The sequence below is a fragment of the Arthrobacter sp. TE12232 genome (assembly GCF_054062615.1).
Genome location: NZ_JBSSFK010000001.1, coordinates 1,114,797 through 1,141,258 on the forward strand (window position 1 = coordinate 1,114,797; position 26,462 = coordinate 1,141,258).

The 26,462-nt window shown below is 68.2% G+C and carries 23 protein-coding genes; 8 read left to right on the forward strand and 15 right to left on the reverse strand.

The annotated features are described in order from the left end of the window. Positions 1–4 precede the first annotated feature (4 nt). The 4 genes from gatB to ACVWZ7_RS05005 all read right to left on the reverse strand — a co-directional run bounded on the left by gatB (position 5) and on the right by ACVWZ7_RS05005 (position 5,253). Positions 5–1,510 carry an Asp-tRNA(Asn)/Glu-tRNA(Gln) amidotransferase subunit GatB gene (gene gatB, locus ACVWZ7_RS04990; RefSeq protein WP_456507154.1) on the reverse strand — a complete coding sequence of 502 codons (1,506 nt, stop codon included), beginning with the start codon at positions 1,508–1,510 and terminating at the stop codon, positions 5–7. After that, the gene (gene gatA / locus ACVWZ7_RS04995; RefSeq protein ID WP_456507155.1) at positions 1,510–3,099 is read right to left on the reverse strand and encodes an Asp-tRNA(Asn)/Glu-tRNA(Gln) amidotransferase subunit GatA; all 1,590 of its coding nucleotides are present in this window, start codon (positions 3,097–3,099) and stop codon (positions 1,510–1,512) included. The genes gatB and gatA overlap by 1 nt, the downstream gene beginning before the upstream one ends. Before the next feature lie 4 nt (positions 3,100–3,103). Then, complete coding sequence (gatC, locus tag ACVWZ7_RS05000) at positions 3,104–3,400, reverse strand: Asp-tRNA(Asn)/Glu-tRNA(Gln) amidotransferase subunit GatC (protein WP_091249523.1); 297 nt, start codon at positions 3,398–3,400, stop codon at positions 3,104–3,106. 371 nt (positions 3,401–3,771) lie between these two features. Continuing rightward, positions 3,772–5,253, reverse strand: a complete 1,482-nt coding sequence (locus ACVWZ7_RS05005) for a CitMHS family transporter (protein WP_456507156.1) — start codon at positions 5,251–5,253, stop codon at positions 3,772–3,774. Positions 5,254–5,433: 180 nt separating this feature from the next. On the opposite strand from ACVWZ7_RS05005, the gene ACVWZ7_RS05010 reads away from it, so the two are divergent. Together ACVWZ7_RS05010 and ACVWZ7_RS05015 are read left to right on the forward strand one after the other, a co-directional pair. Next, positions 5,434–7,143 carry an ATP-binding protein gene (locus tag ACVWZ7_RS05010; RefSeq protein ID WP_456507157.1) on the forward strand — a complete coding sequence of 570 codons (1,710 nt, stop codon included), beginning with the start codon at positions 5,434–5,436 and terminating at the stop codon, positions 7,141–7,143. Further along, positions 7,136–7,807, forward strand: a complete 672-nt coding sequence (locus ACVWZ7_RS05015; RefSeq protein WP_344363983.1) for a response regulator — start codon at positions 7,136–7,138, stop codon at positions 7,805–7,807. The genes ACVWZ7_RS05010 and ACVWZ7_RS05015 overlap by 8 nt, the downstream gene beginning before the upstream one ends. A 76-nt stretch (positions 7,808–7,883) precedes the next feature. On the opposite strand, the gene ACVWZ7_RS05020 is transcribed toward ACVWZ7_RS05015, so the two are convergent. From ACVWZ7_RS05020 to ACVWZ7_RS05065, 10 genes are all read right to left on the reverse strand, one after another. After that, positions 7,884–9,602, reverse strand: a complete 1,719-nt coding sequence (locus ACVWZ7_RS05020; RefSeq protein ID WP_456507158.1) for a SulP family inorganic anion transporter — start codon at positions 9,600–9,602, stop codon at positions 7,884–7,886. 65 nt (positions 9,603–9,667) lie between these two features. Continuing rightward, complete coding sequence (locus tag ACVWZ7_RS05025) at positions 9,668–10,051, reverse strand: RidA family protein (RefSeq protein WP_091249516.1); 384 nt, start codon at positions 10,049–10,051, stop codon at positions 9,668–9,670. Between the two features lie 83 nt (positions 10,052–10,134). Continuing rightward, positions 10,135–10,638 (reverse strand): GNAT family N-acetyltransferase, encoded by a 504-nt coding sequence (locus tag ACVWZ7_RS05030; RefSeq protein WP_344363988.1) that lies wholly within the window; start codon positions 10,636–10,638, stop codon positions 10,135–10,137. Between the two features lie 99 nt (positions 10,639–10,737). Further along, entirely contained in the window at positions 10,738–11,580 is an 843-nt protein-coding gene (locus ACVWZ7_RS05035; RefSeq protein ID WP_116766104.1) for an inositol monophosphatase family protein, read from the reverse strand. Continuing rightward, on the reverse strand, positions 11,577–13,916 hold the full coding sequence (ligA, locus tag ACVWZ7_RS05040; protein ID WP_456507159.1) for an NAD-dependent DNA ligase LigA: 2,340 nt from the start codon (positions 13,914–13,916) through the stop codon (positions 11,577–11,579). Before ligA ends, ACVWZ7_RS05035 begins: the two co-directional genes overlap by 4 nt. A 67-nt stretch (positions 13,917–13,983) precedes the next feature. Then, complete coding sequence (locus ACVWZ7_RS05045; protein WP_456507160.1) at positions 13,984–14,772, reverse strand: PP2C family protein-serine/threonine phosphatase; 789 nt, start codon at positions 14,770–14,772, stop codon at positions 13,984–13,986. Between the two features lie 163 nt (positions 14,773–14,935). After that, on the reverse strand, positions 14,936–16,246 hold the full coding sequence (locus ACVWZ7_RS05050; RefSeq protein WP_456507161.1) for an adenylate/guanylate cyclase domain-containing protein: 1,311 nt from the start codon (positions 16,244–16,246) through the stop codon (positions 14,936–14,938). Continuing rightward, on the reverse strand, positions 16,236–16,835 hold the full coding sequence (locus ACVWZ7_RS05055) for a PH domain-containing protein (protein ID WP_116766133.1): 600 nt from the start codon (positions 16,833–16,835) through the stop codon (positions 16,236–16,238). The genes ACVWZ7_RS05050 and ACVWZ7_RS05055 overlap by 11 nt, the downstream gene beginning before the upstream one ends. Beyond that, complete coding sequence (locus ACVWZ7_RS05060; protein ID WP_456507162.1) at positions 16,828–17,769, reverse strand: biotin--[acetyl-CoA-carboxylase] ligase; 942 nt, start codon at positions 17,767–17,769, stop codon at positions 16,828–16,830. The genes ACVWZ7_RS05055 and ACVWZ7_RS05060 overlap by 8 nt, the downstream gene beginning before the upstream one ends. 186 nt (positions 17,770–17,955) lie before the next feature. Further along, positions 17,956–18,846 carry an SDR family oxidoreductase gene (locus tag ACVWZ7_RS05065; protein ID WP_456507163.1) on the reverse strand — a complete coding sequence of 297 codons (891 nt, stop codon included), beginning with the start codon at positions 18,844–18,846 and terminating at the stop codon, positions 17,956–17,958. 204 nt (positions 18,847–19,050) lie between these two features. Here ACVWZ7_RS05065 and ACVWZ7_RS05070 point away from each other — a divergent pair, with 204 nt between their 5' ends. The 4 genes from ACVWZ7_RS05070 (at position 19,051) to ACVWZ7_RS05085 (ending at position 24,403) form a co-directional block, all read left to right on the forward strand. Continuing rightward, on the forward strand, positions 19,051–20,634 hold the full coding sequence (locus ACVWZ7_RS05070; protein ID WP_344364005.1) for an acyl-CoA carboxylase subunit beta: 1,584 nt from the start codon (positions 19,051–19,053) through the stop codon (positions 20,632–20,634). A 5-nt stretch (positions 20,635–20,639) separates the two neighbouring features. Beyond that, positions 20,640–20,891, forward strand: a complete 252-nt coding sequence (locus ACVWZ7_RS05075; RefSeq protein ID WP_175460409.1) for an acyl-CoA carboxylase subunit epsilon — start codon at positions 20,640–20,642, stop codon at positions 20,889–20,891. 88 nt (positions 20,892–20,979) lie between these two features. Beyond that, complete coding sequence (locus ACVWZ7_RS05080; RefSeq protein ID WP_425547155.1) at positions 20,980–22,680, forward strand: DUF885 domain-containing protein; 1,701 nt, start codon at positions 20,980–20,982, stop codon at positions 22,678–22,680. 268 nt (positions 22,681–22,948) lie between these two features. Continuing rightward, a complete protein-coding gene (locus tag ACVWZ7_RS05085; RefSeq protein ID WP_456507164.1) occupies positions 22,949–24,403 on the forward strand; it encodes a dicarboxylate/amino acid:cation symporter in 1,455 nt (484 codons plus the stop codon). Positions 24,404–24,503: 100 nt separating this feature from the next. Here the strand turns inward: ACVWZ7_RS05085 and ACVWZ7_RS05090 are convergent, their stop codons facing one another. After that, positions 24,504–25,064 carry a hypothetical protein gene (locus tag ACVWZ7_RS05090; RefSeq protein ID WP_456507165.1) on the reverse strand — a complete coding sequence of 187 codons (561 nt, stop codon included), beginning with the start codon at positions 25,062–25,064 and terminating at the stop codon, positions 24,504–24,506. Positions 25,065–25,304: 240 nt separating this feature from the next. Between ACVWZ7_RS05090 and ACVWZ7_RS05095 the strand changes: the two genes are divergently transcribed. Next, positions 25,305–25,703: a YbjQ family protein gene (locus ACVWZ7_RS05095; protein WP_116766095.1), complete on the forward strand. Its 399-nt coding sequence runs from the start codon at positions 25,305–25,307 to the stop codon at positions 25,701–25,703. 56 nt (positions 25,704–25,759) lie between these two features. Further along, positions 25,760–26,461: a TetR/AcrR family transcriptional regulator gene (locus ACVWZ7_RS05100; protein ID WP_344364014.1), complete on the forward strand. Its 702-nt coding sequence runs from the start codon at positions 25,760–25,762 to the stop codon at positions 26,459–26,461. Position 26,462: the final 1 nt, after the last annotated feature.

The following is a 26,462-nucleotide window of genomic DNA, read 5'->3' on the forward strand; positions in this document are numbered from 1 at the left end:
CCCCTTAGCCTTCGACGCCGAGGCGCTGAAGGATCAGTTCGCGGACGCGGCCGGCGTCGGCCTGCCCGCGGGTGGCCTTCATGACGCCGCCGACGATCGCACCGATCGCCTGGACCTTACCGCCGCGGATCTTGTCCGCGACGTCGGGCTGCGCGGCGAGGGCCGCGTCAATGGCTTCGAGCAGGGGGCCGTCGTCGGAGACCACGGCGAGGCCGCGCTTTTCAACGATCTCCGCCGGGGTGCCTTCGCCGGCAAGCACGCCGTCCAGGACCTCGGAGGCCATCTTGTTGTTGATCTTGCCCTCTTCCACCATCTTGTTCAGTTCCACGATGGTGGCCGGGTTGACGCCGAGCTGGCCCGGATCGACATCGGCGATCTTGGCGCGCCCCACGATCTCACCCATCCACCACTTGCGGGCCACCGTGGGGGTGGCGCCGGCGGCGATGGTTTCCTCGATCTCGTCCATGACGCCGGCGTTCACGACGTCGCGGAACTCCAGGTCGGAGTAGCCCCAGTCGGCCTGCAGGCGCTTGCGGCGGGCGGCCGGCGGCTCGGGCAGGGTGGCGCGCAACTCCTCGACCCACTCGCGGGACGCGGTGATCGGGACGAGGTCCGGTTCCGGGAAGTAGCGGTAGTCGTCGGCGTCGGACTTGGCCCGGCCCGAGGTCGTGGTCCGGGTGTCCTCGTGCCAGTGCCGGGTTTCCTGGATGACCGGCTCGCCGGAATCCAAGACGGCGGCGTGGCGCTGGATCTCGTAGCGGACGGCGTGTTCGACGGCGCGCAGGGAGTTGACGTTCTTGGTCTCGGAGCGGATGCCGAAGCGTTCGCGGCCGTGCGGGCGCAGCGAAACGTTGGCGTCGCAGCGGACGTTGCCGCGTTCCATCTTGGCGTCCGAGACACCCAGGTTCTTGACGATCTCGCGGACGGCGGCAACGTATGCCTTGGCGAGTTCGGGCGCGCGGCTGCCCGCGCCCTCGATCGGCTTGGTGACGATCTCCACGAGGGGCACACCGGAGCGGTTGTAGTCCACCAGGGAGTAGTCCGCGCCCTGGATGCGGCCGGTGGCGCCGCCCATGTGGGTCAGCTTGCCGGCGTCCTCTTCCATGTGGGCACGCTCGATTTCGACGCGGAACACGGTGCCGTCGGCGAGCTCGATGTCCAGGTAGCCGTCGTACGCGATGGGCTCGTCGTACTGGGAGGTCTGGAAGTTCTTCGGAGTGTCCGGGTAGAAGTAGTTCTTCCGGGCGAAGCGGCAGGTCTCGGCGATCTTGCAGTTCAGCGCGAGGCCGATCTTGATCGAGGATTCGATCGCGGTCTTGTTGACCACGGGCAGGACGCCGGGCATGCCGAGGTCCACTTCGTTGACGTTGGTGTTGGGCTCGTCGCCGAAAACGTTGGGCGCGGAGGAGAACATCTTGGTCTTGGTGTTGAGTTCGACGTGGACCTCGAACCCCAGGACGGGATCGTACTTCTCCATGGCCTCTTCGAAGCTCAGGGTTGCGTCAGTCATTAGTGTGAACCTCCGTGGCTCGCGGGGGCGCCAGCAGCAACCGCCGGTGCTGAATCAGTCGGTGAAGGGGCCGTCAGTGAGGGGGCGCGGTCCAGGAGCGGGCCGCCCCACTGCGCCTCGAGCAGGGACTCCAACACGGCGCCGACACGGTACAGCCGGGCGTCCTGGCGGGCCGGGGCCAGCAGCTGGATGCCGACCGGCAGTCCGTCCTCGTCGGCCAGACCGCCGGGCAGGGAGAGCCCGGGGACGCCGGCCATGTTGGCGGGGATGGTGGCGACGTCGTTGAGGTACATCGCGAGCGGGTCGTTGAGCTTCTCGCCCAGTTTGAAGGCCGTGGTGGGGGCCGTCGGGGAAATCAGCACGTCCACCTTGGCGAACGCGGCCTCGAAGTCGCGCTGGATCAGGGTGCGAACCTTCTGGGCCGAGCCGTAGTAGGCGTCGTAGTATCCGGCGCTCAGCGCGTAGGTGCCCAGGATGATGCGGCGCTTGACCTCGTCGCCGAAGCCGGCGGCGCGGGTGGCGCCCATGACGCGTTCGATGGTTAGCGGTCCCTCTTCGGGAAGGACGCGCAGGCCGTACCGGACGCCGTCGAACTTGGCCAGGTTGGAGGAGGCCTCGGAGGGCATGATCAGGTAGTAGGCGCCCAGGGCGTACTTGAAGTTGGGGCAGGAGACCTCGACGATCTCGGCACCGGCTCCCCTGAGCAGCTCCAGGGACTCGTTGAAGCGGTTCTCGACGCCGGCCTGGTAGCCCTCGCCGTGGAGTTCCTTGATGATGCCGATCTTCATGCCCTGGACGTTGCCGGTCCGGGCCGCGGCCACGAGGTCCTCGAGCGGGTCCGGCAGGGAGGTGGAGTCGCGGGGATCGTGGCCGCCGATCACCTGGTGCAGCAGGGCCGAGTCCAGCACGGTGCGGGAGACCGGGCCGATCTGGTCCAGCGAGGAGGCCATGGCGATGGCGCCGTAGCGGGAGACGCCGCCGTAGGTGGGCTTGACGCCGACGGTGCCGGTGACGGCGCCGGGCTGGCGGATGGATCCGCCGGTGTCCGTGCCGAGGGCCAGCGGGGCTTCGAAGGCCGCGACGGCGGCAGCGGAACCGCCGCCGGAACCGCCGGGGATGCGGTCCAGGTCCCACGGGTTGTGGGTGGGTCCGTACGCGGAGTGCTCGGTGGAGGAGCCCATGGCGAATTCGTCCAGGTTGGTCTTGCCCAGGATCGGCATCTTGGCGGCGCGCAGGCGCTCCACGACGGTGGCGTCGTAGGGGCTGTACCAGCCTTCGAGGATCTTCGAGCCGGCCGTGGTGGGCTGGCCAATGGTGACGATGAGGTCCTTGACGGCGATCGGCACGCCGGCGAGGGCGTGCAGTTCCTCGGCTGCGGCGCCTCCCGCGGCGCGGATCGCGTCCACTTCGGCGGCCACGGCAAGGGCTTCCTCCGTGTTGACGTGCAGGAAGGCGTGGACCCTGCCGTCGACGGCGGCGATCCGGTCCAGGTAGGCCTGGGTGACCTCGACGGAGGTGACTTCGCGCGCGGCCAGCTTGTCGGCGAGCGCGGCGGCGGAGAGGCGGATCAGTTCGTTGTTCTCAGTCATGGTCTTAGTCCTCATCCAGGATTGCCGGGACCTTGAAGCGGCCTTCGTACGCGTCGGGGGCACCGGAGAGGGATTGCTCGGCGGTGAACGTGTGCCCCACGACGTCCTCGCGGAACACGTTGGTCAGCGGAATCGGGTGCGACGTGGCCGGGACGTCATCACCGGCAGCTTCACTGACGGACTTCACTGATTCGACGATGACGGCGAGTTCGCCGGCCATCCTGTCGAGCTCTTCGGCACTCATCTCGATGTGCGCGAGTTGCGCGAGATGCGCGACGTCGTCGCGGTTGATCGCAGCCATGGATCTCCCCTGCAAGTAAAGGATTATTTTCCGTCCCAGTCTACGTGGGTTGAACTCCGCTTACCGCCCGGCGCGGTCTCCTTAACCGCCTCGCCTTCCCGGCGCCGGGCCGGACGATCCTTCGGCTGCTCGCTCGTCCCTCGCTTAGACGCAGCCGGCAGGATGTCCGTCCCACCACCGGAGTGCGCCACTCACCAACGCCGGCTGCCTGGTCCGGAGAATCTCCGAACCAGGCAGCCTCGATATCGTCGTTGGGTTCCCCGCCTGCCGTGGGCCGCTGCCAGCGGCAGCGCGCGGGCATTCGGAAGCGTGCGTCTAAGCGAGGAACGAGCGAGCACGCGGAGAATGTCCGCGTGATGCCGCGGAGAGTGTCAGCCGATGCCGATGGCTCCGGTGGCTACTCCTACGCCGAGCATGACCAGGGAGATGACTGCCGTGCGCCAGAGGACTTTCTTGTGGTGGTCGCCGAGGTCCACCTTGGCCAGGGAGACCAGGAGCAGGATGGCCGGGACCAGGGGGCTCTGCAGGTGGAAGGGCTGGCCGGTGATGGAAGCACGGGCCATTTCGGCGGCGCTGATGCCGTAGTGTGCTGCCGTTTCGCTGAGGACCGGCAAGACGCCGAAGTAGAAGGCGTCATTGCTCATGAAGAACGTCATCGGGATGCTCAGGACGCCGGTGATGACGGCCATGAGCGGTCCCATGTCCGCGGGAATGATCTGCACCAGCCAGGTGGACATGGCCTTGACCATGCCGGTGCCATTGAGGACGCCGGTCAGGACCGCGGCGGCCATGACCATGCTGACGACGGCGACGATCGACGGTGCGTGGGCGATCAGCTGGGCGCTCTGGTCCTTGACCTTGGGGAAATTGACCAGCAGGGCGATGGCCGAGCCGACCATGAACACGAACGGCAGCGGCACGAGGTCCGCGACCAGCAGGACCATGATGGCGACCGTCAGGCCCAGGTTGAACCACTGGAGCTTGGGGCGCAGGGTGGGACGGTTGGGGTCCAGGGCGGTGTCCGCCATGGCCGAGTCGCGCTCGTCCACGAGGTCCTCGGCGCGTTCCAGGACGGCGACGGAGGAACCTCCGGTTGCAGGGCTTCCGACGGCGGTAGTTCCGCCGGCGGGGCCGGTCACCTTGCGGCCGAAGCCGAAGCGGCCGGTGCCGGTGCCGCCGCGCGAGGGGCCGGCGTCGGGCATCCGGGCGTCCCCGGTGCCCCAGATTTCCGGGGCGACGGCGCGGAGGCGGTTGCGCTCCTGCAGGCCCAGCAGCCAGGCGAAGGCGAACACGACCACGAGGCCGGCGATGAGGGAGGGGATCATCGGGACGAAGACCTCGGACACGCTGATCTTCAGGGCGGAGGCGGCGCGGGCCGTGGGACCGCCCCAGGGCAGGATGTTCATGGTCCCGTTGGCCAGGCCGGCCACGCAGGTCAGGACCACGGGGCTCATCTTGAGCCGCAGGTAGACCGGCAGCATCGCCGCGGTGGTGAGGATGAAGGTGGTGGAGCCGTCTCCGTCGAGGGACACCGCGGCGGCCAGGATAGCCGTGCCGAGGACCACCTTGGCGGGGTCGTTGCCCAGCTTGCGCAGGATGAACCGGACCAGCGGGTCAAAGAGGCCGACATCGATCATCAGCCCGAAGTAGATGATGGCGAACATCAGCAGCGCGGCCGTGGACGTCATGGACTTCATGGAGTCCAGCACCATGGGGCCGATACCGAGGCCCGCCCCGGCGAAAAGTCCGAAAATCGTGGGAACGATGATGAGCGCCAAAACAGGCGTCAACTTCTTCGTCATGATCAGCACCATGAATACCGCGATCATGGCGAATCCTAGTAATACCAGCACGGCCGGCTCCTTCTTCATTGAATGACACCACTCCGGTGTGATGCGCACTACAGACGTTAGAGTGGCGTCCGTCACGGCTGGGTCTTTGGCTCAATTGATTGGCATACTGCTTGTTGGATGCATTTTGCGCATTTTGCTCACGTCCTCAACCAGTCCGTACGAACCCCAGGCAGGAGCCCGATGAAGCGCCGCACAGCCCTGCCCGCCCTGCGCTTTTCCACCCAGACGCTGCTCCTGCAGCTCGGTGTCGTGGCGCTGGTGGTGCTCCTGAGCAGCGCCGTCCATGCCTGGCTGACGTATGACCGGCTGGGGCGCGAGGCGGAGAACCAGGCGCTGACCCTGGCCCGGACCGTCGCTTCGGACCCGTCCGTGCGGGCAGAGGTCCAGTCCATCAGCGCCCTTCCCGCTGCTCCCCCGGCGGCCGAGCTGCTGGCCGGGCCGCTCATGGCTGCCGCGGAGGGTGCCCGCACCCGCACCGGGGCGCTGTTCGTGGTCATTACGGACGAGACCGGCATACGCCTGGCGCACCCGGATGCGGAGCGGCTGGGCGAGAAAGTGAGCACCGACCCCTCCGAGGCCCTGTCCGGCAAGGAGGTCACCACCCGGAACACGGGCACGCTGGGGCCCTCCGCCGGCGCCAAAGTCCCGGTGTTCGCCCCGGGGTCCACGGCAGTGGTGGGTGAGGTGAGCGTGGGCTACTCGACGGAAACGATCAGCCAGAGCCTGGCCAGGGACATCGCTCCCATCGCCGCCACGGCCGCCGGGGCACTGCTCGCCGGGGTACTGGCGTCCTTCCTGCTCCGGCGCCGGCTTCAGCGGCTCACGCTCGGGCTGGAGCCTGAGGAAATCAGCACCCTCGTACACGACCAGGTGGCGGTACTGCAGGGGGTCGACGACGGCGTGATCGGCATTGCGGCCGACGGCCGGGTCAGTGTTTTCAACGCCGCCGCCCAGCGGCTGCTCGGTGTTCCCGACCTCGCCGGCACCGCCTGGGGCACCGCGCCGGTGCCGGCCCAGCTTAAGGCCCTGACCCGGGCCGACGCGGCCGAGGGCGACGCCGTGGAACTCGTGGCCGGCGACCGGGTACTGGTGGCCAGCGCGCGCAAGGCCCTTCATGGTCGCGAGGACCTGGGCTGGGTGGTGATGCTGCGGGACCGGACCGAACTGCAGCAGCTGACCCGGCAGCTCGACGCAGTCGGCACGATGTCCGCGGCCCTGCGGGCGCAGCGCCACGAGTTCGCCAACCAGCTGCACACTATCGCCGGCTTCATGAGCATCGGCAAGCCCCAGCAGGCCCAGGATTATCTGGCCAGGCTGGCAGCCACCGGGCCGCTGACATTCCCGGTGGACCAGGCCGAGCTGCTCCAGGACCCGTATCTGCAGGCCTTCCTAGGCGCCAAGGGCGTTGAGGCGGACGAGCGCGGCGTGAGCCTTCGCCTCGGCCCGGAATCCGTGGTCCGCGGCCGCGTCACTGAGCCGCTGGATGTCACCACCGTCCTGGGGAACCTGATCGACAACGCCATGAATGCCGCCGTCGCCGGTTCCGCGTCCGAGCGCTGGGTGGAAGTGGAAGTGCTGGACGAACCGGGCGTCAACGGCGGCGCCGGCACCCTGCACATTGTCGTCGCGGATTCCGGCGACGGCCTGGGACCCGGGGTTGCAGCCGCAGGGGCCGAGGCCGTGTTCACGGAAGGCTATACGACGTCGGAACGGCCGGCGCGGGCGGGCGCAGGGCAGGGGCTGGGGCTGGCGTTGTCCCGGCAGCTCGCGCGCCGGCGCGGCGGCGACGTCCGGGTGCTGGACCCCGGCTCCCCCGGCGGCCCGGGCGCCGTGTTCGTCGCCAGCCTGCCCCAGACAACAGAACCAACCGGAAAGGACACCGATGTCTGAGGATTTCAGGGTGCTGATAGTCGACGATGATTTCCACGTCGCCAAGCTGCACGCCGCCTATGTGGATTCCGTGGCCGGTTTCCTCGCGCTGCCCCCGGCCGGTTCGGCGTCGCAGGCGCTGCAGGCCATCCACAGCCTGCGCCCGGACCTTGTGCTGCTGGATGTCTACCTGCCGGATGCTTCCGGGCTGGACCTGCTGCACCAGCTGGACGTGGACACCGTGATCCTCAGCGCCGCCTCGGACACGGCCTCGCTCCGGCTCGCATTCCGCCGCGGCGCCCTGGGCTACCTGCTCAAGCCCTTCACGGCCGAAGCCCTGTCCCAGCAGCTGCGCTCGTATGCCCGCTACCGCCGGATCCTGGCCCAGCCGGGATCCGTCAACCAGGAGACGGTGGACCGCGCCAAGCGGGCCTTGATCGCGGGCGACGTCGCCCCCTCCGCGCGGCCCCGGTCCGCCACCGAGGCCGCGGTGCTCGAATCCCTGGTTCCCGGAGAGCAGTATTCGGCCGCCGACGTCGCTGCCCGGGTTGGGGTGTCACGGGCGACCGCCCAGCGGTACCTGTCCTCGCTCGCGGACGACGGCGCCGTCGACATCCAGCTGCGCTACGGCACCACCGGGCGGCCCGAGCACCGCTACGGACTCCCCGCCGGAACCGGCCTCTAGGCCTCCGCAAAGCAACGCGGGGTCACCTACGGCCCATCAGGACTGCCGCGATGGACCGTAAGTGCCCGCGTCGGTTCTAGCCGGTGTCCGCCCGGCCCCGTTCTGCGGCCGCTTGTTCCGCCTCGACCGCCCTGTGGATGTTGCCGTGGATCTTGTCCGCCCCGATGAGTTCGATCACGCCGTCGCGTTCGAGGATGGCCCGTACCGCCGGCTTCAGGCGGGTGAGGCGCAGGTTGACGCCGGCGTCCCGGGCCAGGGTCACGACGTCCGCCATCTTTGCCGCGCCTTGGGAATCTACGAAGTTGATCCCCCCGCAGTCGATCACGATCCCGGTCAGTTCCGGTTTTGCATGGATGACGTCGCGCAGGCGATCCTCCAGGGCGTCGGCGGTGGCGAAGAACAGGCCGCCGTCGAACCGGATCACGGCCACGCCGGGGAGGATCTCGTCGCCGGGGTGCCCGTCGGCTTCGCGGAAGACCTGCGTGCCCGGTTCGCGGCCAAGAGACGGCATCGCCGGGTGGGTGGCCACGGCGACCAGCCAGATCAGCGAGAGTCCGATGCCGATGATGACTCCCGCGAGTACGCCGAACACCAGGGTTCCGAGGATCGCAGCGACCGCGATCCAGAAGTCCACCTTTTGTACCCGGGCCAGCCGCCGCATCTCCGGCACGTTCATCATGCCCATGACGACGGCCTCGATGATCAGAGCCGCCAGCACGGGCTTGGGCAGGTTGGAAAAGAGCGGCGCCAGGAACAGCAGTGTAAGCAGGACCGTGACACCCGAGGTGAGGGAGGCGAGCCCGGTCTTCGCCCCGGAGTGGTCGTTCAGCGAGCTCGCTGAGAGGCTTGTCGAGACCGGCATCCCCTGGAACACGCCCGCGGCCAGGTTGGAGAGGGACTGCGCCGTCGATTCCTGGTTGATGTCGATCTGGTAGCGGTGCTTGGCGGCGAACGCGCGCGCATCGCCCGCGGTCTGGGAGAAGCCGATCAGGACCAACGCCACGGCGGCGACCGCGACCGTGCCCGCGTGGTCCCACATGAGCTGGCCGTCCGGGATCTTCAGCGCCGGCAGCCCCCGGGGGACGTCACCCACCAGCGCCACGCCCTTGGCGCCGAGATCAAACAATGCCGCCGCGAGCAGTCCGCCCACCACGAGCACGAGGGCGCCGGGGACCTTGGGAGCGATTGCCTTGAGCCCAAAGACGACGGCCAGCGCGATCACGCCGACGATCACCGTCGCCCGGTGCGCCTCGCCGAGCGTCCCCAGCCAGGACCACAGTTCCTGGATCGGATTGGAGCCGGTGACCTCGGTCCCGGTGAGCTTGGGGAGCTCCCCGATCACGACGTCGATCGCCGCACCGAAGAGGAAGCCTGTGACCACGGCACGGGAGAGGAACTGCGCGATCCAGCCCATCTTGAAAACGGCAAGGAGCAGGAACAAGACCCCTGAGGCAAGGGTGATACCGGCGACGAACGAGGCGATATCGACGCCGTTGGTAATGCCTGCCGCGAGCACCGCGCTCGCGGCCACCGCCGCCAGACCCGAGCTGGGACCCATCGAAATTTGCCGGCAGCTGCCGAAGATCCCGTACATGAGCGCGCCCGCGGCAGCCGCATACAGGCCATTCTGCAGCGGAATCCCCGCGATGCCGGCGTACCCCAGGTTCTTCGGGACAATCAGGGCGGCGACGGTGACGCCGGCGATCAGATCGCCACGCAGCCATGCCCGGTCATAGGAACGGAGCTGGCCTAAAATGGGGACCCGGCTGGGGCCCTGTCCGTGCGCCCTGGTCATGCGCCAGTCTTACCCCAAGTCCGGCCGTTCCGCCAGAGTCCCGCCCGGCCCGGGCACGAGCGCTTCTAGCTGGCGCTCTTCTGGGCGACGAGTTCGATCTCGACGAGCATCTTCGGGTCCAGGAACGGCAGCACGTGGACCAGGGAGAGCGTCGGGCGGATGTCGCCGAAGACCTCGCCGTGGGCGCGGCCGGCCTCTTCCCACTTGCTGATGTCCGTCAGGTACAGCTTGGACTGCACCACGTCTTCGAAGGCGAAGCCGGCCTCGGCCAGCACTGCCCCGAGCTTCTGCAGGATGTAGCTGGTCTGGGTGTAGAAGTCCTCGCCCACGATGCCGTCCTCGCCGCTCGCGGCGGTGGCGGAGATGTAGAGGGTGTTGTCCACCTGGACGGCCCGGGAATAGCCGAGCGTCTGTTCCCAGGTGGAGCCGGTGCCGAAGGTTTTGCGCATGGGGTGCCTTTCGCAGTTGCCGCAGGGATCGGCACAACTCTAGGGGGGATGGCCGGGAGGCCGATAAAACGCGCGCTTTTGTGTCAGAGGGCCTGGCGGTAGACGAGCAGTTTGATGTCCGTGCCCGGCACCAGCCAGTCACGGTCCGGTGCCCGGACGAAGCCGGTCTTGCGGTAGAGGCCGTGGGCGCTTTCCCAGCTGATGCCCGTAGTGAGGGCCACTGCGTGGATTCCCGGCAGGGACCTGGCGTGTTCGATGATGGCCTGGACCATGGCCTTGCCGGCGCCGCTGCGCTGGACAGCCGGGTCCACCACGAGCATGCGGAACTCAAGCTCGTCGCTCCGGGCGATGTCCGCATAGGGTTCCCCCGCGACCGCCAGTGTCACGGATCCGAGGATGCGGCCGTCGCGCTCGGCCACCCAGATCGTCGCGTCCGCCGCCCGCGTGGTGACGTCCTGGATCTGCCGCATGTAGGGGTGGTCGGCGCTCTCAAAGTAGCCCGCCGCCAAGTAGGCGTCCCGGGTGATGCGCGCTATGGCGTCGAAGTCGGCCGGAACGGCGGGGCGAATGAGGATCTGCGAAGGCACCTGTCAATGGTACGGGCGGCCGACACCGGCTACGTGCGCAAGGGCTGTTTCCGTGACTGAACTATCACTATTGCCGGGACCCGGCGTGAGGAGCACCCGTCAGAGCGGAAACTTACCGGAGAGTTCCAGCGAACCGGCGCACGTCCAGGCTGCCAGACGCTCGTCGTCGGACGGCCCGCCGGCCAGCGGGCTGGTGAGCCGAGGCCGCCGCACCCAGCAGCCGGCCTCCTCCGCGATCAGCGCACCGGCGGCGAAGTCGTGCTCGTTGAGCCCGCGTTCGCCGTAGGCGTCGTGGGTGCCGTCCGCCACGAGGCACAGGTCCAGCGCCGCCGAGCCCAGGCGGCGCATGTCCGCGAAGCCGTCCATCAGGCCGCCCAGGCCGCCGGCCTGTTCGGCCCGGACCCCGGCATCGTAGCTGAAGCCCGTCGCCAGGATCTGTCCGGTGCGCCCGGGGACGGGACCGAGCAGGGCCGTCAGCCGGCCCTGCTCCTCGAGCCAGGCCCCCTCGCCCCGGGAGGCGAAGTAGGTGCGGCCCAGCGCCGGGGCGCTGACGACGCCGGCCAGCCAGACGCCGTCGGGGTCGGCCACCGCCACGGAGGTGGCGTAGTAGACGATGTTGCGGATGAAATTAGTGGTGCCGTCGAGGGGATCGATGGACCAGCGGTAGCCGCTGGGCTCCGTCGGCAGGACCGTCCCGCCCTCCTCCCCCGTGATGATGTCGTGCGGCCGGGCGGCGGTGATGACGTCCCGGACGGCGGCTTCGGCGGCGAGGTCAAAGGCCGTCACCCAGTCTCCCGAGTCGCCCTTGTTGCTGACGTCGAGGGCGGCGGCCTTCCGGGTGGCCAGGACCGCGGCACCCGCGGCTGCGGCCGATTTGGCCAGTTCCAGCAGCGCCGCCGTGCCGGGCTCGGCATCGGGCGGGACGGAGGGGTGGGAGCTCATTGAGCCGCCGCCGAGTCGAAGCCGGGGGTGTCGCCGTCGTCGTCTTCCGAGTCAAGGTCCGGGTCAAGCTCCGGATCCGTGTCGCTGTCGGCCGCACCGGCCGGGCCGTTGGCCAGCAGGGCCCGGAAGCCGTCCTCGTCCAGGACCGGGACACCGAGCTGTTCTGCCTTGTCCAGTTTGGTGCCTGCGTTGTCGCCGGCCACCACGTAGCTGGTGTTCTTGGAGACCGAGCCGGCCGCCTTGCCGCCACGGATCAGGATGGCCTCCTTGGCCTCGTCACGGCTGAAACCCTCGAGGCTTCCGGTGACCACGACGGTCAGCCCCTCCAGGGTCCGGGGTGTGGACTCGTCGCGCTCGTCGGCCATCCGGACACCGGCGGCGGCCCAGCGGTCCACGATGTCGCGGTGCCAGTCCTCGGCGAACCATTCCGTCAACGCCTGGGCAATCACCGGGCCCACGCCGTCCACGCTGGCGAGCTCTTCCTCGGAGGCCTGCCGGATGGCGTCCATGCTGCCGAACGCGGTGGCGAGGGCGCGGGAGGCGCGCGGGCCGACGTGCCTTATGGACAGCGCCACCAGGACACGCCACAGCGGCTGGGACTTGGCCTTCTCAAGTTCGCGGAAGAGCTTGTCCGTGGTGGCCGTGGGCTTGGACGGGGTCTTGGTGGTGGCCTTGGTATAGAAGTAGGGCACGAGTTCGAATTCGCCGGTGGCCACGCCTTTGGAGCGCTTCTCCCGGCGGACCCGGACGTCCGCGAGCTGCTCCGGGGTGAGCTCGAACAGTGTCGCCTCGGTGGTCAGCGGCGGCGTTTCGGGCTCGGCGGGCTGGGTCAGGGCGATCGCGGCTTCCCAGCCGAGGGCCTCGATGTCGAAGGCGCCGCGGCCGGCGAGGTGGAAGACGCGTTCACGCAGCTGCGCCGGGCAGGATCGGGAGTTGGGGCAGCGGATGTCCACGTCCCCTTCCTTCCCGGGGGCCAGCGGCGTGCCGCAGGCCGGGCATTCGGTGGGCATTATGAAGTCGCGGACGGGCGGGTCCTGCTGGTCGCGGAGCGCCAAGACCGGGCCCACAATTTCCGGGATGACGTCTCCGGCCTTGCGCAGCACCACGATGTCGCCGATCTTAACGCCTTTGGCCTTGACCACTTCCTGGTTGTGCAGGGTGGCCATTTCCACGGTAGAGCCGGCGACCTTGACCGGTTCCATGATCCCGTAGGGGGTGACCCGGCCGGTGCGGCCGACGTTGACGGCGATGTCCAGCAGCTTGGTGTGCACTTCCTCCGGCGGGTATTTGTATGCCACGGCCCAGCGCGGCACGCGGGAGGTGTAGCCCAGGGCGCGCTGCGTGGCGAAGTCGTCCACCTTGACCACAATGCCGTCGATCTCGTGCGTCAGGCTATGCCGTTTGTCCCCGTAGCGCTTGATGAAGTCCAGCACGTCCTGCAGCCCGGCGAGGACCTCGAAGTACGGGCTGGTGGGCAGGCCCCATTCGGCCAACTGGCGGTAGGTGTCTGACTGGCTGACCGTCTGGAGTCCCTCTCGGGCGCCGATGCCGTGGACGTACATCCGCAGCGGCCGTTTGGCGGTTTCCGCCGGGTCCTTCTGCCGCAGCGAACCGGCGGCGGCGTTGCGCGGGTTGGCCAGCGGCGCCTTGCCGGCCTCGATCAGGGCCTCGTTGAACTCCGCGAACGCCTTGGACGGGATAAAGACCTCGCCGCGGACTTCCATTTCCGCCGGGAAGCCCGTGCCGCTGAGCTGCTGCGGGATTTCCTTGATGGTCAGGACGTTGTGCGTGATGTCCTCGCCGGTGGTGCCGTCGCCGCGGGTGGCGGCCCGGACCAGCACGCCGTCGCGGTAAAGCAGGTTGACGGCCAGGCCGTCGATCTTCAGTTCGGTGAGCCACGCCGGCGGGTTGCCGCCGTTGCCGATCTTGGCGACGGACGCCTCGGCCTTGGCAATCCAGGCCTCAAGCTCCTCGAGGGAAAAGACGTCTTCCAGGCTGTACATGCGCTGCAGGTGTTCGACGGCGGCAAACGCGGCGGACACCTCGCCGCCCACTTCCTGCGTGGGCGAATCGTTGGCCACAAGCTCCGGATGCATGGCCTCGAGGGTTTCCAGCCGCCGGTAGAGCTCGTCAAACTCGGCGTCGGAGATGATCGGCGCGTCCTCCTGGTAGTACGCAAAACGATGTTTGCGGACCTCCTCCACGAGGTCTTCGTACTCCGCGCGGACATCCCCGGACGGGACCTGCTCCCCCGCGGGGCGTTCAGGATCCGTGACGTGCCCCTGGGCTTCGTCGGCTGCTTTTTCAGTCTCTGCTGCGGTCTTTCCTGTGCTCACAGACCTATCCTGCCCTAGATCATTGCCATTGTCCGATCAGCAGGCTGTCCGGCCGGCAGCCCGCCGGTCAGACGGGCGTATCCCCGACGGCGGTCCGGGCATCGACCACAATCGCGGTGACGTTGTCCCGTCCGCCGCTCCGCAGGGCGGCCTGGATCAGTTCGTCGACCGCCGCCTGGGGGTCCGGCTCGGATCCAAGGATGCCGGCAATCCGCTCGTCGCTCAGTTCCCCGTTGAGCCCGTCCGAGCACACCAGCATCCGGTCACCGTCCTCGAGCGGTATCAGCCAGTAGTCGGCCTCGGATTCGTCTCCCGTGCCCAGCGCGCGCGTCACCACATGCCGGCGCGGATGGACGGCGGCCTCGGCTTCGGTGATCTGGCCGGCGGCCACCAGTTCCTGCACTTCAGAGTGGTCCACACTGACTTGGGTGAGGCCGCCGTGGCTGTACCGGTAGGTGCGGGAATCGCCGATGTTCAGGACCAGCCAGTACGGGCCGTCCGGCTGCTCCACCACTATGACGCCGGAGAGCGTGGTTCCGGCGCGGGAGTCCGTGGCCTGGCGGATGCCCTCGTCAGCTATGAGCAGATAGTCCTGGACGAGGCCTGCCGTTGCGTCCCGGCTGCCGGTCTTCACCTGCGGAAGCTCCGCCAGGGTGCGCACGCAAATGCTGCTGGCGACTTCGCCTGCCTCGTGGCCGCCCATGCCGTCGGCCACCGCGAAGACGGGCTCGGCGGCAATGAAGGAGTCCTCGTTCATCTCACGGCGCAGGCCCCGGTCCGTGCCGCAGCCCCAGCGCAGGCGCGGTCCCCGCGCCCCGTCCGAAGCGGGAAGCGGGGCGTCTGAGGTAGGGTTCATGGCCGTCCTAGCTGAAGTGGTGCTCGCGAAAGTTGGCGGCGGTCACACACCCGGCCGGGTGGCAGCTGCCGGTCCGACTATTGCATATGCGCCGCACAACTGAGAAGCCCGTGCCCTTAGTCCTGCGCGTGGCGGGTGATTAGCGCTGCGCTTAGTCCTGCGTTCAGTCCAGGACGAGGCCGCGGCCGCTGCCGGGCTGCAGCTGCACCGGGTGGATTTCGCCGAAGCCGCGGACGTCCTCGGCCGGGCGGGGCACCAGGACGAAGCGTTCGTCGTCGTCCAGGGCGGCCGCGGTCATGGAATCCACCAGCACGGTGCCGGGATCTGCGAGGGCGGTCAGGCGGGCGGCGAGGTTGACGGTGGGTCCGTAGATGTCCCCCAGACGGGACAGGATTCGGCCCCAGACCATCGCCACGCGCGCCTGCGGCAGGATCTCGTCCTCCGTGAAGGCCCGGGACAGGGCCAGCGAAATCTCGGCGCCGGCCGCTGGTGTTTCGGCGATGTAGAGGACTTCGTCGCCCACCGTCTTGACCAGCCGGCCGCCGCCGACGGAGATGATCTCGGCGCATTTGTTCTCGAAGCGCTGCACCAGCTGGGCGAGCGTCTTCTCATTCATCCGCCGGGACAGGCTGGTGTAGGACACCAGGTCCGCGAAGCCTACCGCCCGCGCCAGGGGCAGCGGCGCGTCGTCCTCGTCGCCTTCGCGGCCCTCTTCGCTGGACTGCAGCCCGGCTTCGGCCCGGACGGCCAGGCGCTGGACGCCGGCGTTGAGCTGGCGGCGCCAGGAGTAGACGAGCATCTCCTCAAGGGCGTCAATGAGGTTCGGCAGCTCGCTGACAAGGCGCTTGCGGGCCACGGCATCCGGCACTCCCTGCTTCTGGACCATGTCCTCGACGAGGGCCTCGATCTGCCACACCACCATCCGGTCCGTCATCTGGCCGATGGCCCGCGTGATGGAAATGGCGGCTTCCTCCGTGAGCTTGCCGGCACGCACCAGGTCCACGATCGTGGACAGGGCGGACTGGTCGCGTTCGGTGAACGCGACGTCTTCATCACCGAGGTTGGGAAAGCCGAGGGCGCGCCAGAGTTTCCGGGCGGACAGCAGCGAGAGCCCGGCACCGGCGGCGACTTCACGGCGTTTGAGCTTGCGTTCGCCGCCCAGCAGACGGGCTTCGAGGGCCTTGGCGGCGAGCCGTTCGGCGGACATGGTTCCGGTGGGCGGAGCGACGGGTTCAGCGGCATCGGCCGCGGCCGGTTCGGCGGCCGGGTCAACGTGCGCGCTGGCGTCGGCGGGCTCTACGACGGCGGGAGCGTCGTCGATGCCGGCGGCACCGGGTCCGGAGCCGCCGTCGTGGGTGGCCTCAGGCGTTGACGCCGGGGTGACGGCTGCCGGCTCCGAGATGACGTCTTCGGGTTCCCGGGGCAAATCCGGGGCGGCGAGTTCGGTGTCCTGGTGGACGTTCTCAGCGTTCATCTCTTCCACCTTCTCTCATCTCCCACGGCAAGTCCTCGCCCGGGTTGTTCGTCGTGCCCTCGGCCCCGAAGGCGTCGCCCCTGGGGAGATCGCCGATGGCGTCAAGAATGAAGTTTCGGAATGTCGCGACCTCTGGAACGTCGGGAACCTTGGTTCCCAAGGGGTACCCGGTCTCCAAGGATATATTCCCGGAGCGCAATAGGCGCTGCAACAACGATTGCTCAATGGCCACATGGCGGACTGCGGCGAGCGGGATCTGCTGATCGCGCCGCCGTAACATGCCGTAGCGGGTAACTAAGCGCTGGCTGGTCAGGATGTAGCGCGTGGCCTGCCATGTGATGACCCGCGGGAGGCAATAACCGAGCAGGACCCACGCCGCCAGCCCCAGGCACACGGCGATCAGCCAGGGCGTCCATTCCTGGGGGATGAGGGGCACAAGCTTCGCCGGGCCGCCCTTGACGACCCAGGCGCAGGCGTACGCGGCCAGTGCCGGCACCACAATGAACAACAGCGCCGGGACAATCAGCATCCTGGGCTGGGGCCGGGTTACAACAATCACTTGCTCACCCGGCAGGAGCACTTTACGCATAACCGCTTTCTGCTCCGCCGCGGCCGCCTCCACCCTTTCCGTCTGCTGCCGCCGGGTTCCACGGCCTCAAGTGCACGACGTCCCCGGCGGTCACCACATGTTCATGGCCCGTCGCGTCAACCACCAGGAGCGAACCGTATTCGTCCAGGCGCGTGGCGTGGCCGATGATCTCGTGGTCGCCGGGCAGCTGGGCGCGGACCTGCTTGCCGAGGGTCGTCAGCAGGTGTTCCACCCTCTTGTGCAACGAAGGGCCGCCGGCCATCCCGGCGGCGGGGTCGCCGTCGGCGTTGCAGAAGCTGCGGTACAAGGTGGCGAAGCGGGACAGGTAGCTCTTCAGGAGTTCTGTCCGGTCCACCGTGTCCGGGTTCTCCAGCAGCACGGACGTGGCGGTGGGCACCGGGAGTTCCGGCTCCGTGAGGGTGACATTCAGACCGGTGCCGAGGATGACCGGCGGCGTGCCGACGCCGCCGAGCGGGCCAAGCTGGGCCAGGATTCCGGCGATCTTCTTGCCGCGCACCAGGACGTCGTTGGGCCACTTGAGTTCCGCCGGAATGCCGGCGGTTTCCGTCAGGGTTTCCCGCAGGGCAAGGGCGGCGAGCAGGGAGAGCCACGAGTAGCTGTGGGTCGGCAGCGGCCGGCCGGTCGCGTTGACCGGACGCAGCACGAGCGAGACGGAGACGGAGCTACGGGCCGGGGCCTCCCAGTGCCGGTCGAGCCGGCCGCGCGCAGCGGTCTGGTATTCGGCGGTGAGCACCGACAGGTCCGGCCAGGCGCCGGGATCCTCGGTCACGCCGCGGAGGAGATCGGCGTTGGTGGAGCCGGTGGTCTCCACCACGGTCAGGCGCGGAATCCCGTTGGCGGACAGGAAAGCCTCATCGCTGAGGGCGTTGAGGTCCAGCGGCGGACGGTCCGGGGTTTCCTGCACGGCTTCCATCCTTGAATCCTACCGAGGAAAGCGCGCCCCGGCTCCGGCCACGTTCACTCACGCACCTCCGCTGGTACTCCCCACCTTTGGCCGGCGCGCGCGGCGTGTCGGCCCGACACGCCGGAGATTCCCGGCGTCGGGTCCGCAAACGAGGGAAATTTCCGCGGGGGATGCCGCCGAAAACACTCAGCAAGCTCAGAGGAAGATGTCCGAGACCAGCCTGCCCTCTGGCGCGCCGAGGCTGTAGGGGCTGAAGTCGGTCACGCCGGCCGCCGCGAGAACCTGCTCGTCGGTGTAGAAGTTGCCGCTCCAGCTGCCGGATTCCGGTATCGCGTTGCTGGCAGTCAGCACGGCGTGGGCCGCGTCGGCCATGATCTCCGGGCCGCGGGCGCCTTTGACGATCATGTCGCCGCCGGGCATGTTGCGGATCGCGGCGGTGTCGATCAAGGTGCAGGGCCAGAGCGAGTTGACGCTGATGCCGTCCACCTTGAGTTCCTCGGCCAGGCCCAGAGTGGTTAGGCTCATGCCGTATTTGGCCATGGTGTAGGCCAAATGCATCCCGGCCCATTTGGGATCCAGGTTCAGCGGCGGCGAGAGCGTCAGGATCTGCCCGGCCTCTGACTCGCGCAGCGCGGGCAGAGCCAGCTTGCTCATGAGGAAGGTGCCGCGGACGTTGATGTCCTGCATAAGGTCGTAGCGCTTCATGTCCAGGGCGTCGGTCTTGGACAGGTCGATCGCCGAGGCGTTGTTGATCACGATGTCGATCCCGCCGAAGCGTTCGACGGCGGCGGCAACCGCGCCGGCGACGTCGGCGTCGTTGCGGACATCGCCCACCAGCGGCAACGCCCGACCGCCGGCGGCCTCGATCTGTTCGGCGGCGGTGTAGACGGTGCCCTCCAGCTTGGCGTGGGGCTGTCCGGTCTTGGCCATCAGGACGATGTTGGCGCCGTCCCGGGCCGCGCGGAGCGCGATGGCCAGCCCGATGCCGCGACTGCCCCCGGAGATGAGGATGGTGCGGTCCTGAAGGGAACCGGCGGCCTGGTACGGCCCTGCAGCGGCGCCCGAAGCATCATTGCTTGAAGTCATGAGCCCACTCTAGCCGACCAATGTTACTGGCCGGTAACAAGGAGACGCGGGAGCGTTGCGGCGCGAAAATTGTAGGTTCCCTACAGCGGCACCGGCCAATACCGTCACTAGACTTGCCAGCAGAGCCCTGCTTTTGTGGATTCCAGCCAAAGGAGCCAGCGGGCCGGGCACCGAACAACCTAGCAACAGAGCCGGAGACACTTGATGAGCCACGATCTGACCACGACTGCGGGAAAGCTTGCAGATTTCCGCGACCGCCAGGCCCGTGCCGAGCAGCCCTCCGGCCCGGAGGCAGTAGTCAAGCAGCACGCACGCGGCAAGAAAACCGCCCGCGAGCGCATCGACCTCCTGCTGGATGCCGGCTCGTTCGTCGAGTTCGACGCGTTGGCCGTGCACCGCTCCACCGCGTTCGGCATGGAGAAGAAGAAGCCGCTGGGTGACGGCCTCGTCTCCGGCTACGGCACCGTGGACGGCCGCCCGGTGGCCGTCTACAGCCAGGACTTCTCCGTCTACGGCGGCTCGCTGAGCCAGGTCAACGGCGAGAAGATCGTCAAGGTCCAGGAATTTGCACTGCGCAACGGCTGCCCGGTGGTCGGCATCCTCGACGGCGGCGGTGCCCGCATCCAGGAGGGCGTCGCCTCCCTGGCGATGTTCGCGGACATCTTCCGCAACAACGTCCACGCCTCCGGAGTGGTCCCGCAGATCTCCCTCATCATGGGCCCCTCGGCCGGCGGTGCGGCCTACTCCCCCGCCCTGACCGACTACGTGGTCATGGTGGACAAGACCTCGCACATGTTCATCACCGGCCCGGACGTCATCAAGACGGTCACGGGTGAAGACGTGGACATGGAGACCCTGGGCGGCGCGCGCCAGCACAACGCCAACACCGGCACGTCGACCTACCTGGCCTCCGACGAGGCCGACGCTGTGGAGTTCGTCCGTGAACTGCTGGACTTCCTGCCCTCCAACAACCTCGCCGAGGCCCCGGTGCTCGACCACCAGCAGGAGCTGGAGATCGACGACGACGACCTCGCCCTCGATACCCTGATCCCAGACTCGGCCAACCAGCCCTACGACATGCGCAAGGTCATCGAGCAGATCGTGGACGACGCCCACTTCCTGGAGATGCAGTCCCTCTACGCCCCGAACGTGATCATCGGCTACGGCCGTGTGGAGGGCCACACGGTCGGCATCGTTGCCAACCAGCCCATGCAGTTCGCCGGCACCCTGGATATCGCCGCGTCGGAAAAGGCCGCCCGCTTCGTCCGGCACTGCGACGCCTTCAACATCCCCATCATCACCCTGGTGGACGTCCCGGGCTTCCTGCCGGGCAAGGACCAGGAGTTCCAGGGCATCATCCGTCGCGGCGCGAAGCTGCTCTACGCCTACGCCGAAGCCACCGTGCCCAAGCTGACCGTCATCACCCGCAAGGCCTACGGCGGGGCCTACATCGTGATGGGCTCCAAGAAGCTCGGCGCGGACCTCAACCTCGCCTGGCCCACCGCCCAGATCGGCGTCATGGGCGCCCAGGGCGCGGTCAACATCCTGTACCGCCGTGAACTCGCCGCGGTGGCCGAGGCCGGCGGCGACGTCGAGGCCAAGCGTGCCGAGGTGATCCGCCAGTACGAGGAAGAGCTGCTCAACCCCTACCAGGCGGCCCAGCTGGGCTACGTGGACTCGGTCATTGCCCCGTCCGAGACCCGGGTGCAGATCATCAAGGGGCTGCGCGCCCTCCGGGACAAACGGGCCGCCCTGCCCGCCAAGAAGCACGGGAACATCCCGCTGTGACCCCCGTGCACGAACCCGCTGAACCGCTGGAACCGGCTGAGCAGCCGGGCAGCGATGCGTCGCCGGCACTGCTTTCCGTCGTCAAGGGCGAGCCGACGCCGGAGGAGCTGGCGGCGCTGACCGCCGTCGTGCTGTCCATGGGGCAGGCCCCGCAGGCGGCACCGGAAGCTCCCGGCGTCCGGCACTGGGTCCGCCGGCAGCAGCTGCGGCTCGCACCCAAGCCGGGTCCGGACGCCTGGCGCCGCAGCCTCGGCTAGCCGTCCGGCCAAGCGGCCCGGCTGGGCCGCCACCGAAAAAAGTTCAGCGAGTCTTTCATAACCGCGACGGCCGGGCTAGTCTCGTCGGGTGACTACCGAAACCATAGCCTCAGACAACTCGGCCCCCGCGCGCCAGCAGACAGCTATTGACGCCGTCGCGGACGCCTACACGGACACCCTCATCCGGCTTAACCCGAGCTTCGCCACCGAGCTCGGCCTGCCCGGGCACGAGACCGAATACCCGGACTTCTCCCCCGCCGGACACGAGGAATTCGCGGCCGCGGCGCGCGAGGCACTCGCGGCGCTGGACGGTCTGGAGCCGGTGGACGACGTCGACGCCGTCACCCTCGACGCCATGCGGGAGCGGCTGGGCCTGCAGCTGGAAATCCACGAATCGGGCTGGGACGCGGCCGACCTGAACAACATCGCCTCGCCGTCGCAGGACATCCGCGCGATCTTCGACCTCATGCCGACGGACACGGCCGATCAGTGGGACCACATCGCCGGCCGGGCCCACAACGTCCCCGCCGCGATCGACGGCTACATCGAATCGTTGCGCTCGGCGATGCAGGACGGCAAGGTGGCCGCAGCCCGCCAGGTATCGATCGTGATCGAGCAGGCCACCAAACACGCAGCCGACGACGGTTTCTTCGCGAACCTCACGGCCGGCGCCACGACTGCGGACGGCCCGCTCCCGCCGGAACTGCAGTCCAAGCTCGACGCCGGCACGGCGGCCGCCCGGGTGGCCTACGCCCGGCTAGCGGGATTCCTCGAGTCCGAACTCCTGCCCGTCGCCCCGGCCAAGGACGCCGTCGGGCGCAGCCGCTATGCGCTGGCCTCACGGTCCTTCCTCGGCGCGACCGTGGATCTGGAGGAAACCTACGCGTGGGGCGTGCAGGAACTGGACCGCCTGATCGCCGAACAGGAACGGGTGGCCGGGGAAATCCGGCCCGGCGCCACGATCGAGGAAGCCAAGGAGATCCTGAACAACGATCCCGCCCGCCAGCTCAAGGGCACCGACGCCCTCCAGGCCTGGATGCAGGAACTCTCCGACAAGGCCGTGGCGGAGCTCGCCGGCGTCCACTTCGAGATCCCGGACGTCATGAAGACGCTGGAGTGCAAGATCGCCCCCACCGATGAAGGCGGCATCTACTACACCGGCCCCTCGGAGGACTTCAGCCGTCCGGGCCGGATGTGGTGGTCCGTGCCTGCCGGTGAGGACACCTTCACTACCTGGGCCGAAACCACCACCGTCTACCACGAGGGAGTGCCCGGCCACCATCTGCAGGTCGCCACCGCCACCTACCGCCGCGAGCTGCTGAACAAGTGGCGCCGGAGCGTGTGCTGGACCTCGGGCCACGGCGAAGGCTGGGCCCTCTATGCCGAGAAGCTCATGCAGGAACTGGGCTACCTGAAGGATCCGGGCGACCACATGGGCATGCTCGACATGCAGCGCATGCGGGCCGCCCGCGTGGTGTTCGACATCGGAGTGCACCTGGAGTTGGAGGTGCCCGAGCGTTGGGGGTCGGGCACCTGGACCCCGGAGAACGGCTTTGACTTCCTCCGCGCCAACCTGCCGATCAGCGAGGGGCAGCTGAAGTTCGAGTTCACCCGCTACCTCGGCTGGCCGGGACAGGCACCCTCCTACAAGGTGGGCCAGCGGCTGTGGGAGCAGATCCGGGCCGAGCTTGAATCCCGCCCCGGCTTCGACCTCAAGGCGTTCCACACCAAGGCCCTGAACATCGGCTCGGTGGGCCTCGACACCCTCAAGCGCGCGCTGCTGGGGTAGGGCGGTTCCCGGGAGCAGCCATCCTCCCGCCATCTCCCTAGCCTCGCAAGCCCGGCCAGGGAGATGGCGTGGGCCCAGGCGTGCTCGCTCGAACACCCCACCGTCCCCCAGGGGAGATAAAGGCCACACCGGAGGTTGGAATAACTTCACAATCGGGTAGTCTTCCGGCGTATTTCCTGGGATTGCGCGACCGGACCTAACAACTTGCCGCGTAATATTTCTCAACATCCTTTCGCCGTGCTATCGGCGCTGGTCCTAGCGTGTTCCGGTGAGCATTCAGACAAGCACCCCCGCACCCGCTGGAAAGACCGGGTTCCAGCTACCCAAATGGGCCGGCTCGTTCGGTTTCCAGATCATCGCCGCGCTGATCGTGGGCCTCGGCCTTGGCCTTCTCGCCAAGTACACGGGCAGCACCAAGGCGAACCCCAATGCCCTCGGCACCACCCTGCAGACCATCGGTTCGAGCTACGTCTCGCTGCTGCAGACCGCCGTCGTTCCCCTCATCTTCACCGCCGTCGTCAGCTCCATTTCCAACCTGCGCGCGGTCTCCAACGCTGCCCGGCTCGCCTGGAACACGCTGCTCTGGTTCGCCATCACCTCGCTGATCGCCGTGCTGATCGGGATCGGACTCGGCGTGCTGCTGCAGCCCGGGGCCGGCACCGGCATCAACCAGGAAGCCAAGTACGCCGGCAAGTCAGGCGACTGGTGGGCCTTCCTCTCCGGGCTCTTCCCCAAGAACTTCCTGGGCCTGGGCGCGACCACCACCGTCACTGACGGCGTGGCCACCATCGCGGTCAGTTTCAACGTGCTCCAGATCCTCGTGATCGCGATCGCCGTCGGAATCGCCGCACTCAAGGTGGGGAAGGCCGCCGATCCGTTCCTGAACCTCAATGCCTCCGCCCTCGCCGTCATCCAGAAGGTCCTCTGGTGGATCATCCGGATCGCGCCGATCGGCACCGTCGGCCTGATCGGCAACGCCGTGGCCGTCTACGGCTGGGACACCATCGGCTCGCTCGGCAAGTTCACGGTGGCAATCTACATCGGCCTGGCGCTCGTGCTGTTCGTGGTCTACCCCGTCCTGATCCGCAGCCACGGCCTGTCCGTCAAGCAGTACTTCTCCGGCGTGTGGCCCGCCGTGCAGCTGGCCTTCGTCTCCCGCTCCTCGATCGGCACGCTGCCGCTGACCCAGCGGGTGGCCGAACGGAGCCTGGGCGTCCCGCGCGCCTATGCCTCCTTCGCGGTGCCGCTGGGCGCGACCACCAAGATGGACGGCTGCGCCGCGGTCTACCCCGCCGTCGCTGCGATCTTCGTGGCCCAGTTCTTCGGCATCCAGCTTGATTTCACCCAGTACCTGCTGATCGCGCTGGTGTCCGTGCTCGGCTCGGCCGCGACCGCCGGCACCACCGGCGCCGTCGTGATGCTGACGCTGACGCTTTCCACGCTGGGACTGCCGCTGGCCGGCGTCGGGCTCCTGCTGGCGATCGACCCGATCCTGGACATGGGCCGCACCGCCGTCAACGTGGCCGGCCAGGCCCTGATCCCTGCAATCGTGGCCAAGCGCCAGGGCATCCTGGACGAGACCCTCTACAACGCGCCGCGGAACGGCGATCCGTTCAGCGACGACCTCGCCGACGCTTCCGCCGACCTTGTGGCCGCGCCGGCTGCTGATCCGGCCTCAGCGCGGCCGACGGCGGAGCGCGAACTGGCGGACGCCACGGCCTAGCCGGTCCGGTCGGACAGGCAAAAGTGCGACGGCGAAGTCCCCGGAATTTCCCGGGGACTTCGCCGTTTCTGCCGTTGAACGGGCCAGAGGGAGCTGGCCCTTAGCGCCCGCCGATCACGCCCTTTTCCGCCGCCTTGGTGACGGCATCCGCTTCAGCCTGGGTCAGGGTGCCGTCCTTGACGGCTTGGTCCAGCCGGGGCTTCAGCGCGGCGGCGTGCTGGGCCTGCTCCGCGGTCCGGATTTCCTCCAGGGCGGCCGTGACCTTGGCTTCATCGATGCCAAGGGACTTCGCCAGGGATGCGGCCAATGCCTTCTCCATCGCGGCGCGGTCCGGCTTCTGTCCTTCGGCCGGCGGGGTGGTCGGCTTGTTCGCGTCGCGGAAGGCCTTCAGGGCGTCGGTGACCTTGGCCTCGTCAACGCCGAGTTTGGCGGCGAGGTCCTTGACACGGGTGCCGAGCCCGGCGCCCGCAGGTCCATGGCCGTGGCGCCCACCGTGCATGCCGTGCCCGTCGGAAAAGGTGCCACCCGGGGCGCTGGAGCTGGGGGACGGGGTGGGGCTCGGCGTCGTCGTGGCAGAGGCCATCCCGGCGACTCCGAGCCCGGCGCCGAGTGCCACCGCCGCGGCCCCAAGGCCGAGCGCGATTTTGGTTGTGCGTGACATGTGTGTCTCCTGGATCTGCCGCGCGGTGACGGCTTTTTGTTGCTGACGGCTCTCCTTGGGAAGTCGGTACCACCAGCGTTTCCAGTCTGCACCCGCCTGAGCAGAGATAGCTGTCTCCCAGCTTTCAGGTTCCTGTGAATCCTGCTGTGAATCCGGCAACGGATCCCGGCCCTGGCGCAGACGTGAATCCCGCTGCATGGCTGCCCTCGCCCAGGCCCCAAAAATGGATAGGCTCTGGGCATGCTGATCGTCACATCGAATGACATCCCGGGCCACCGGATCGACGCCGTCTTCGGCGAAGTCATGGGCCTGACCGTCCGCTCCCGGGACGTCACCGCCCAGGTCATGGCGGGCTTCCGTTCCTTGGGCGGCGGCGAGGTGCGGGAAATGACCCGGGCCCTCTACGACAGCCGGCAGCAGGTCATGGCCCGGATGGTCTCCGAAGCCGAGCAGCGCGGCGCCAACGCCATCGTCGCCATGCGCTTCGACACGTCAGCGATCGGGCCCAACTGGACGGAGATCTGCGCGTACGGCACGGCCGTCTTTGCCATTCCACTCTCACACAACGAGCCCGGAGCGACGGGCCAGTCGATCTACCTGACCGGTTCCGGCGACGCGGCCGGCGAACTCAAACCCTGAGCCTCAAGCCCTGAAAATACTTGCTCAGAGTGCAAACATGCACGTAGTGTAAGGGCGTGTCTTCACTACCATCCTCTGCCGGCGGCCAGGCTGCCGCATCCGGTGAACCCGGCGTCCCGTCACGCCGCGAACTAAATAAGGCGGCCACCCGGCAGGCCATCACTGATGCCGCACTAAACCTGCTCCGGTCGCGGGGCCCCGGAAACTTCACGGTGGAGGACATTGCCGACGCCGCCGGGATATCCCGCCGCACCTTCTTCAACTACTTCGGCAGCACCGAGGCGGCGCTGGCCTCGGTGACATTCGGATTTCTGGACACGGCGCTCCAGCAGTTCCGGCTGCGTCCGGCCGACGAACCCATCCTGGACTCGGCGCGGGCAGCCCTCGTTGAACTGGCCGATCCCATGACGGTTGCACCGGTAGCCGAGATCTACAGCCTGGGCCAGACCAATCCCCAGCTCAGCCGCTCCGAACTGGAAGCCTGGGACCACTGCACCGAACAAATCATCGAGGCCGCCCGCGAACGCTTTGCCCGGACGGCCGGCCACGACATCGACGAACTCTATCTGCGTGCCCTCGCCGGTTCGGTCATCTCCTGCGGCAAAGCAGCCCTGGACGTGTGGTTCGCCCGTTGCGGCGGCGACCTCAGCCCGGATTCCCTGTCCGTCCTGCGCCAGCTCCTGATCGAATCCATGGGCCTGCTGGGCTCCGGCTTCGCATCCCACTCCCCCGCCACCCCTTCCCCAGATCGGCACTGAC

Coding starts and splice junctions, on each gene's coding strand:
- ACVWZ7_RS05050 (WP_456507161.1), bottom strand. CDS start 16,246: ATGAACGCTGAGAACGTCCACCAGGACACCGAACTCGCCGCCCCGGAT.
- ACVWZ7_RS05025 (WP_091249516.1), bottom strand. CDS start 10,051: ATGCGCAAAACCTTCGGCACCGGCTCCACCTGGGAACAGACGCTCGGC.
- gatB (WP_456507154.1), bottom strand. CDS start 1,510: ATGACTGACGCAACCCTGAGCTTCGAAGAGGCCATGGAGAAGTACGAT.
- gatA (WP_456507155.1), bottom strand. CDS start 3,099: ATGACTGAGAACAACGAACTGATCCGCCTCTCCGCCGCCGCGCTCGCC.
- ACVWZ7_RS05060 (WP_456507162.1), bottom strand. CDS start 17,769: ATGGAAGCCGTGCAGGAAACCCCGGACCGTCCGCCGCTGGACCTCAAC.
- gatC (WP_091249523.1), bottom strand. CDS start 3,400: ATGGCTGCGATCAACCGCGACGACGTCGCGCATCTCGCGCAACTCGCG.
- ACVWZ7_RS05010 (WP_456507157.1), top strand. CDS start 5,434: ATGAAGCGCCGCACAGCCCTGCCCGCCCTGCGCTTTTCCACCCAGACG.
- ACVWZ7_RS05055 (WP_116766133.1), bottom strand. CDS start 16,835: ATGCGTAAAGTGCTCCTGCCGGGTGAGCAAGTGATTGTTGTAACCCGG.
- ACVWZ7_RS05045 (WP_456507160.1), bottom strand. CDS start 14,772: ATGAACCCTACCTCAGACGCCCCGCTTCCCGCTTCGGACGGGGCGCGG.
- ACVWZ7_RS05090 (WP_456507165.1), bottom strand. CDS start 25,064: ATGTCACGCACAACCAAAATCGCGCTCGGCCTTGGGGCCGCGGCGGTG.
- ACVWZ7_RS05095 (WP_116766095.1), top strand. CDS start 25,305: ATGCTGATCGTCACATCGAATGACATCCCGGGCCACCGGATCGACGCC.
- ACVWZ7_RS05035 (WP_116766104.1), bottom strand. CDS start 11,580: ATGAGCTCCCACCCCTCCGTCCCGCCCGATGCCGAGCCCGGCACGGCG.
- ACVWZ7_RS05065 (WP_456507163.1), bottom strand. CDS start 18,846: ATGACTTCAAGCAATGATGCTTCGGGCGCCGCTGCAGGGCCGTACCAG.
- ACVWZ7_RS05020 (WP_456507158.1), bottom strand. CDS start 9,602: ATGACCAGGGCGCACGGACAGGGCCCCAGCCGGGTCCCCATTTTAGGC.
- ACVWZ7_RS05070 (WP_344364005.1), top strand. CDS start 19,051: ATGAGCCACGATCTGACCACGACTGCGGGAAAGCTTGCAGATTTCCGC.
- ACVWZ7_RS05015 (WP_344363983.1), top strand. CDS start 7,136: ATGTCTGAGGATTTCAGGGTGCTGATAGTCGACGATGATTTCCACGTC.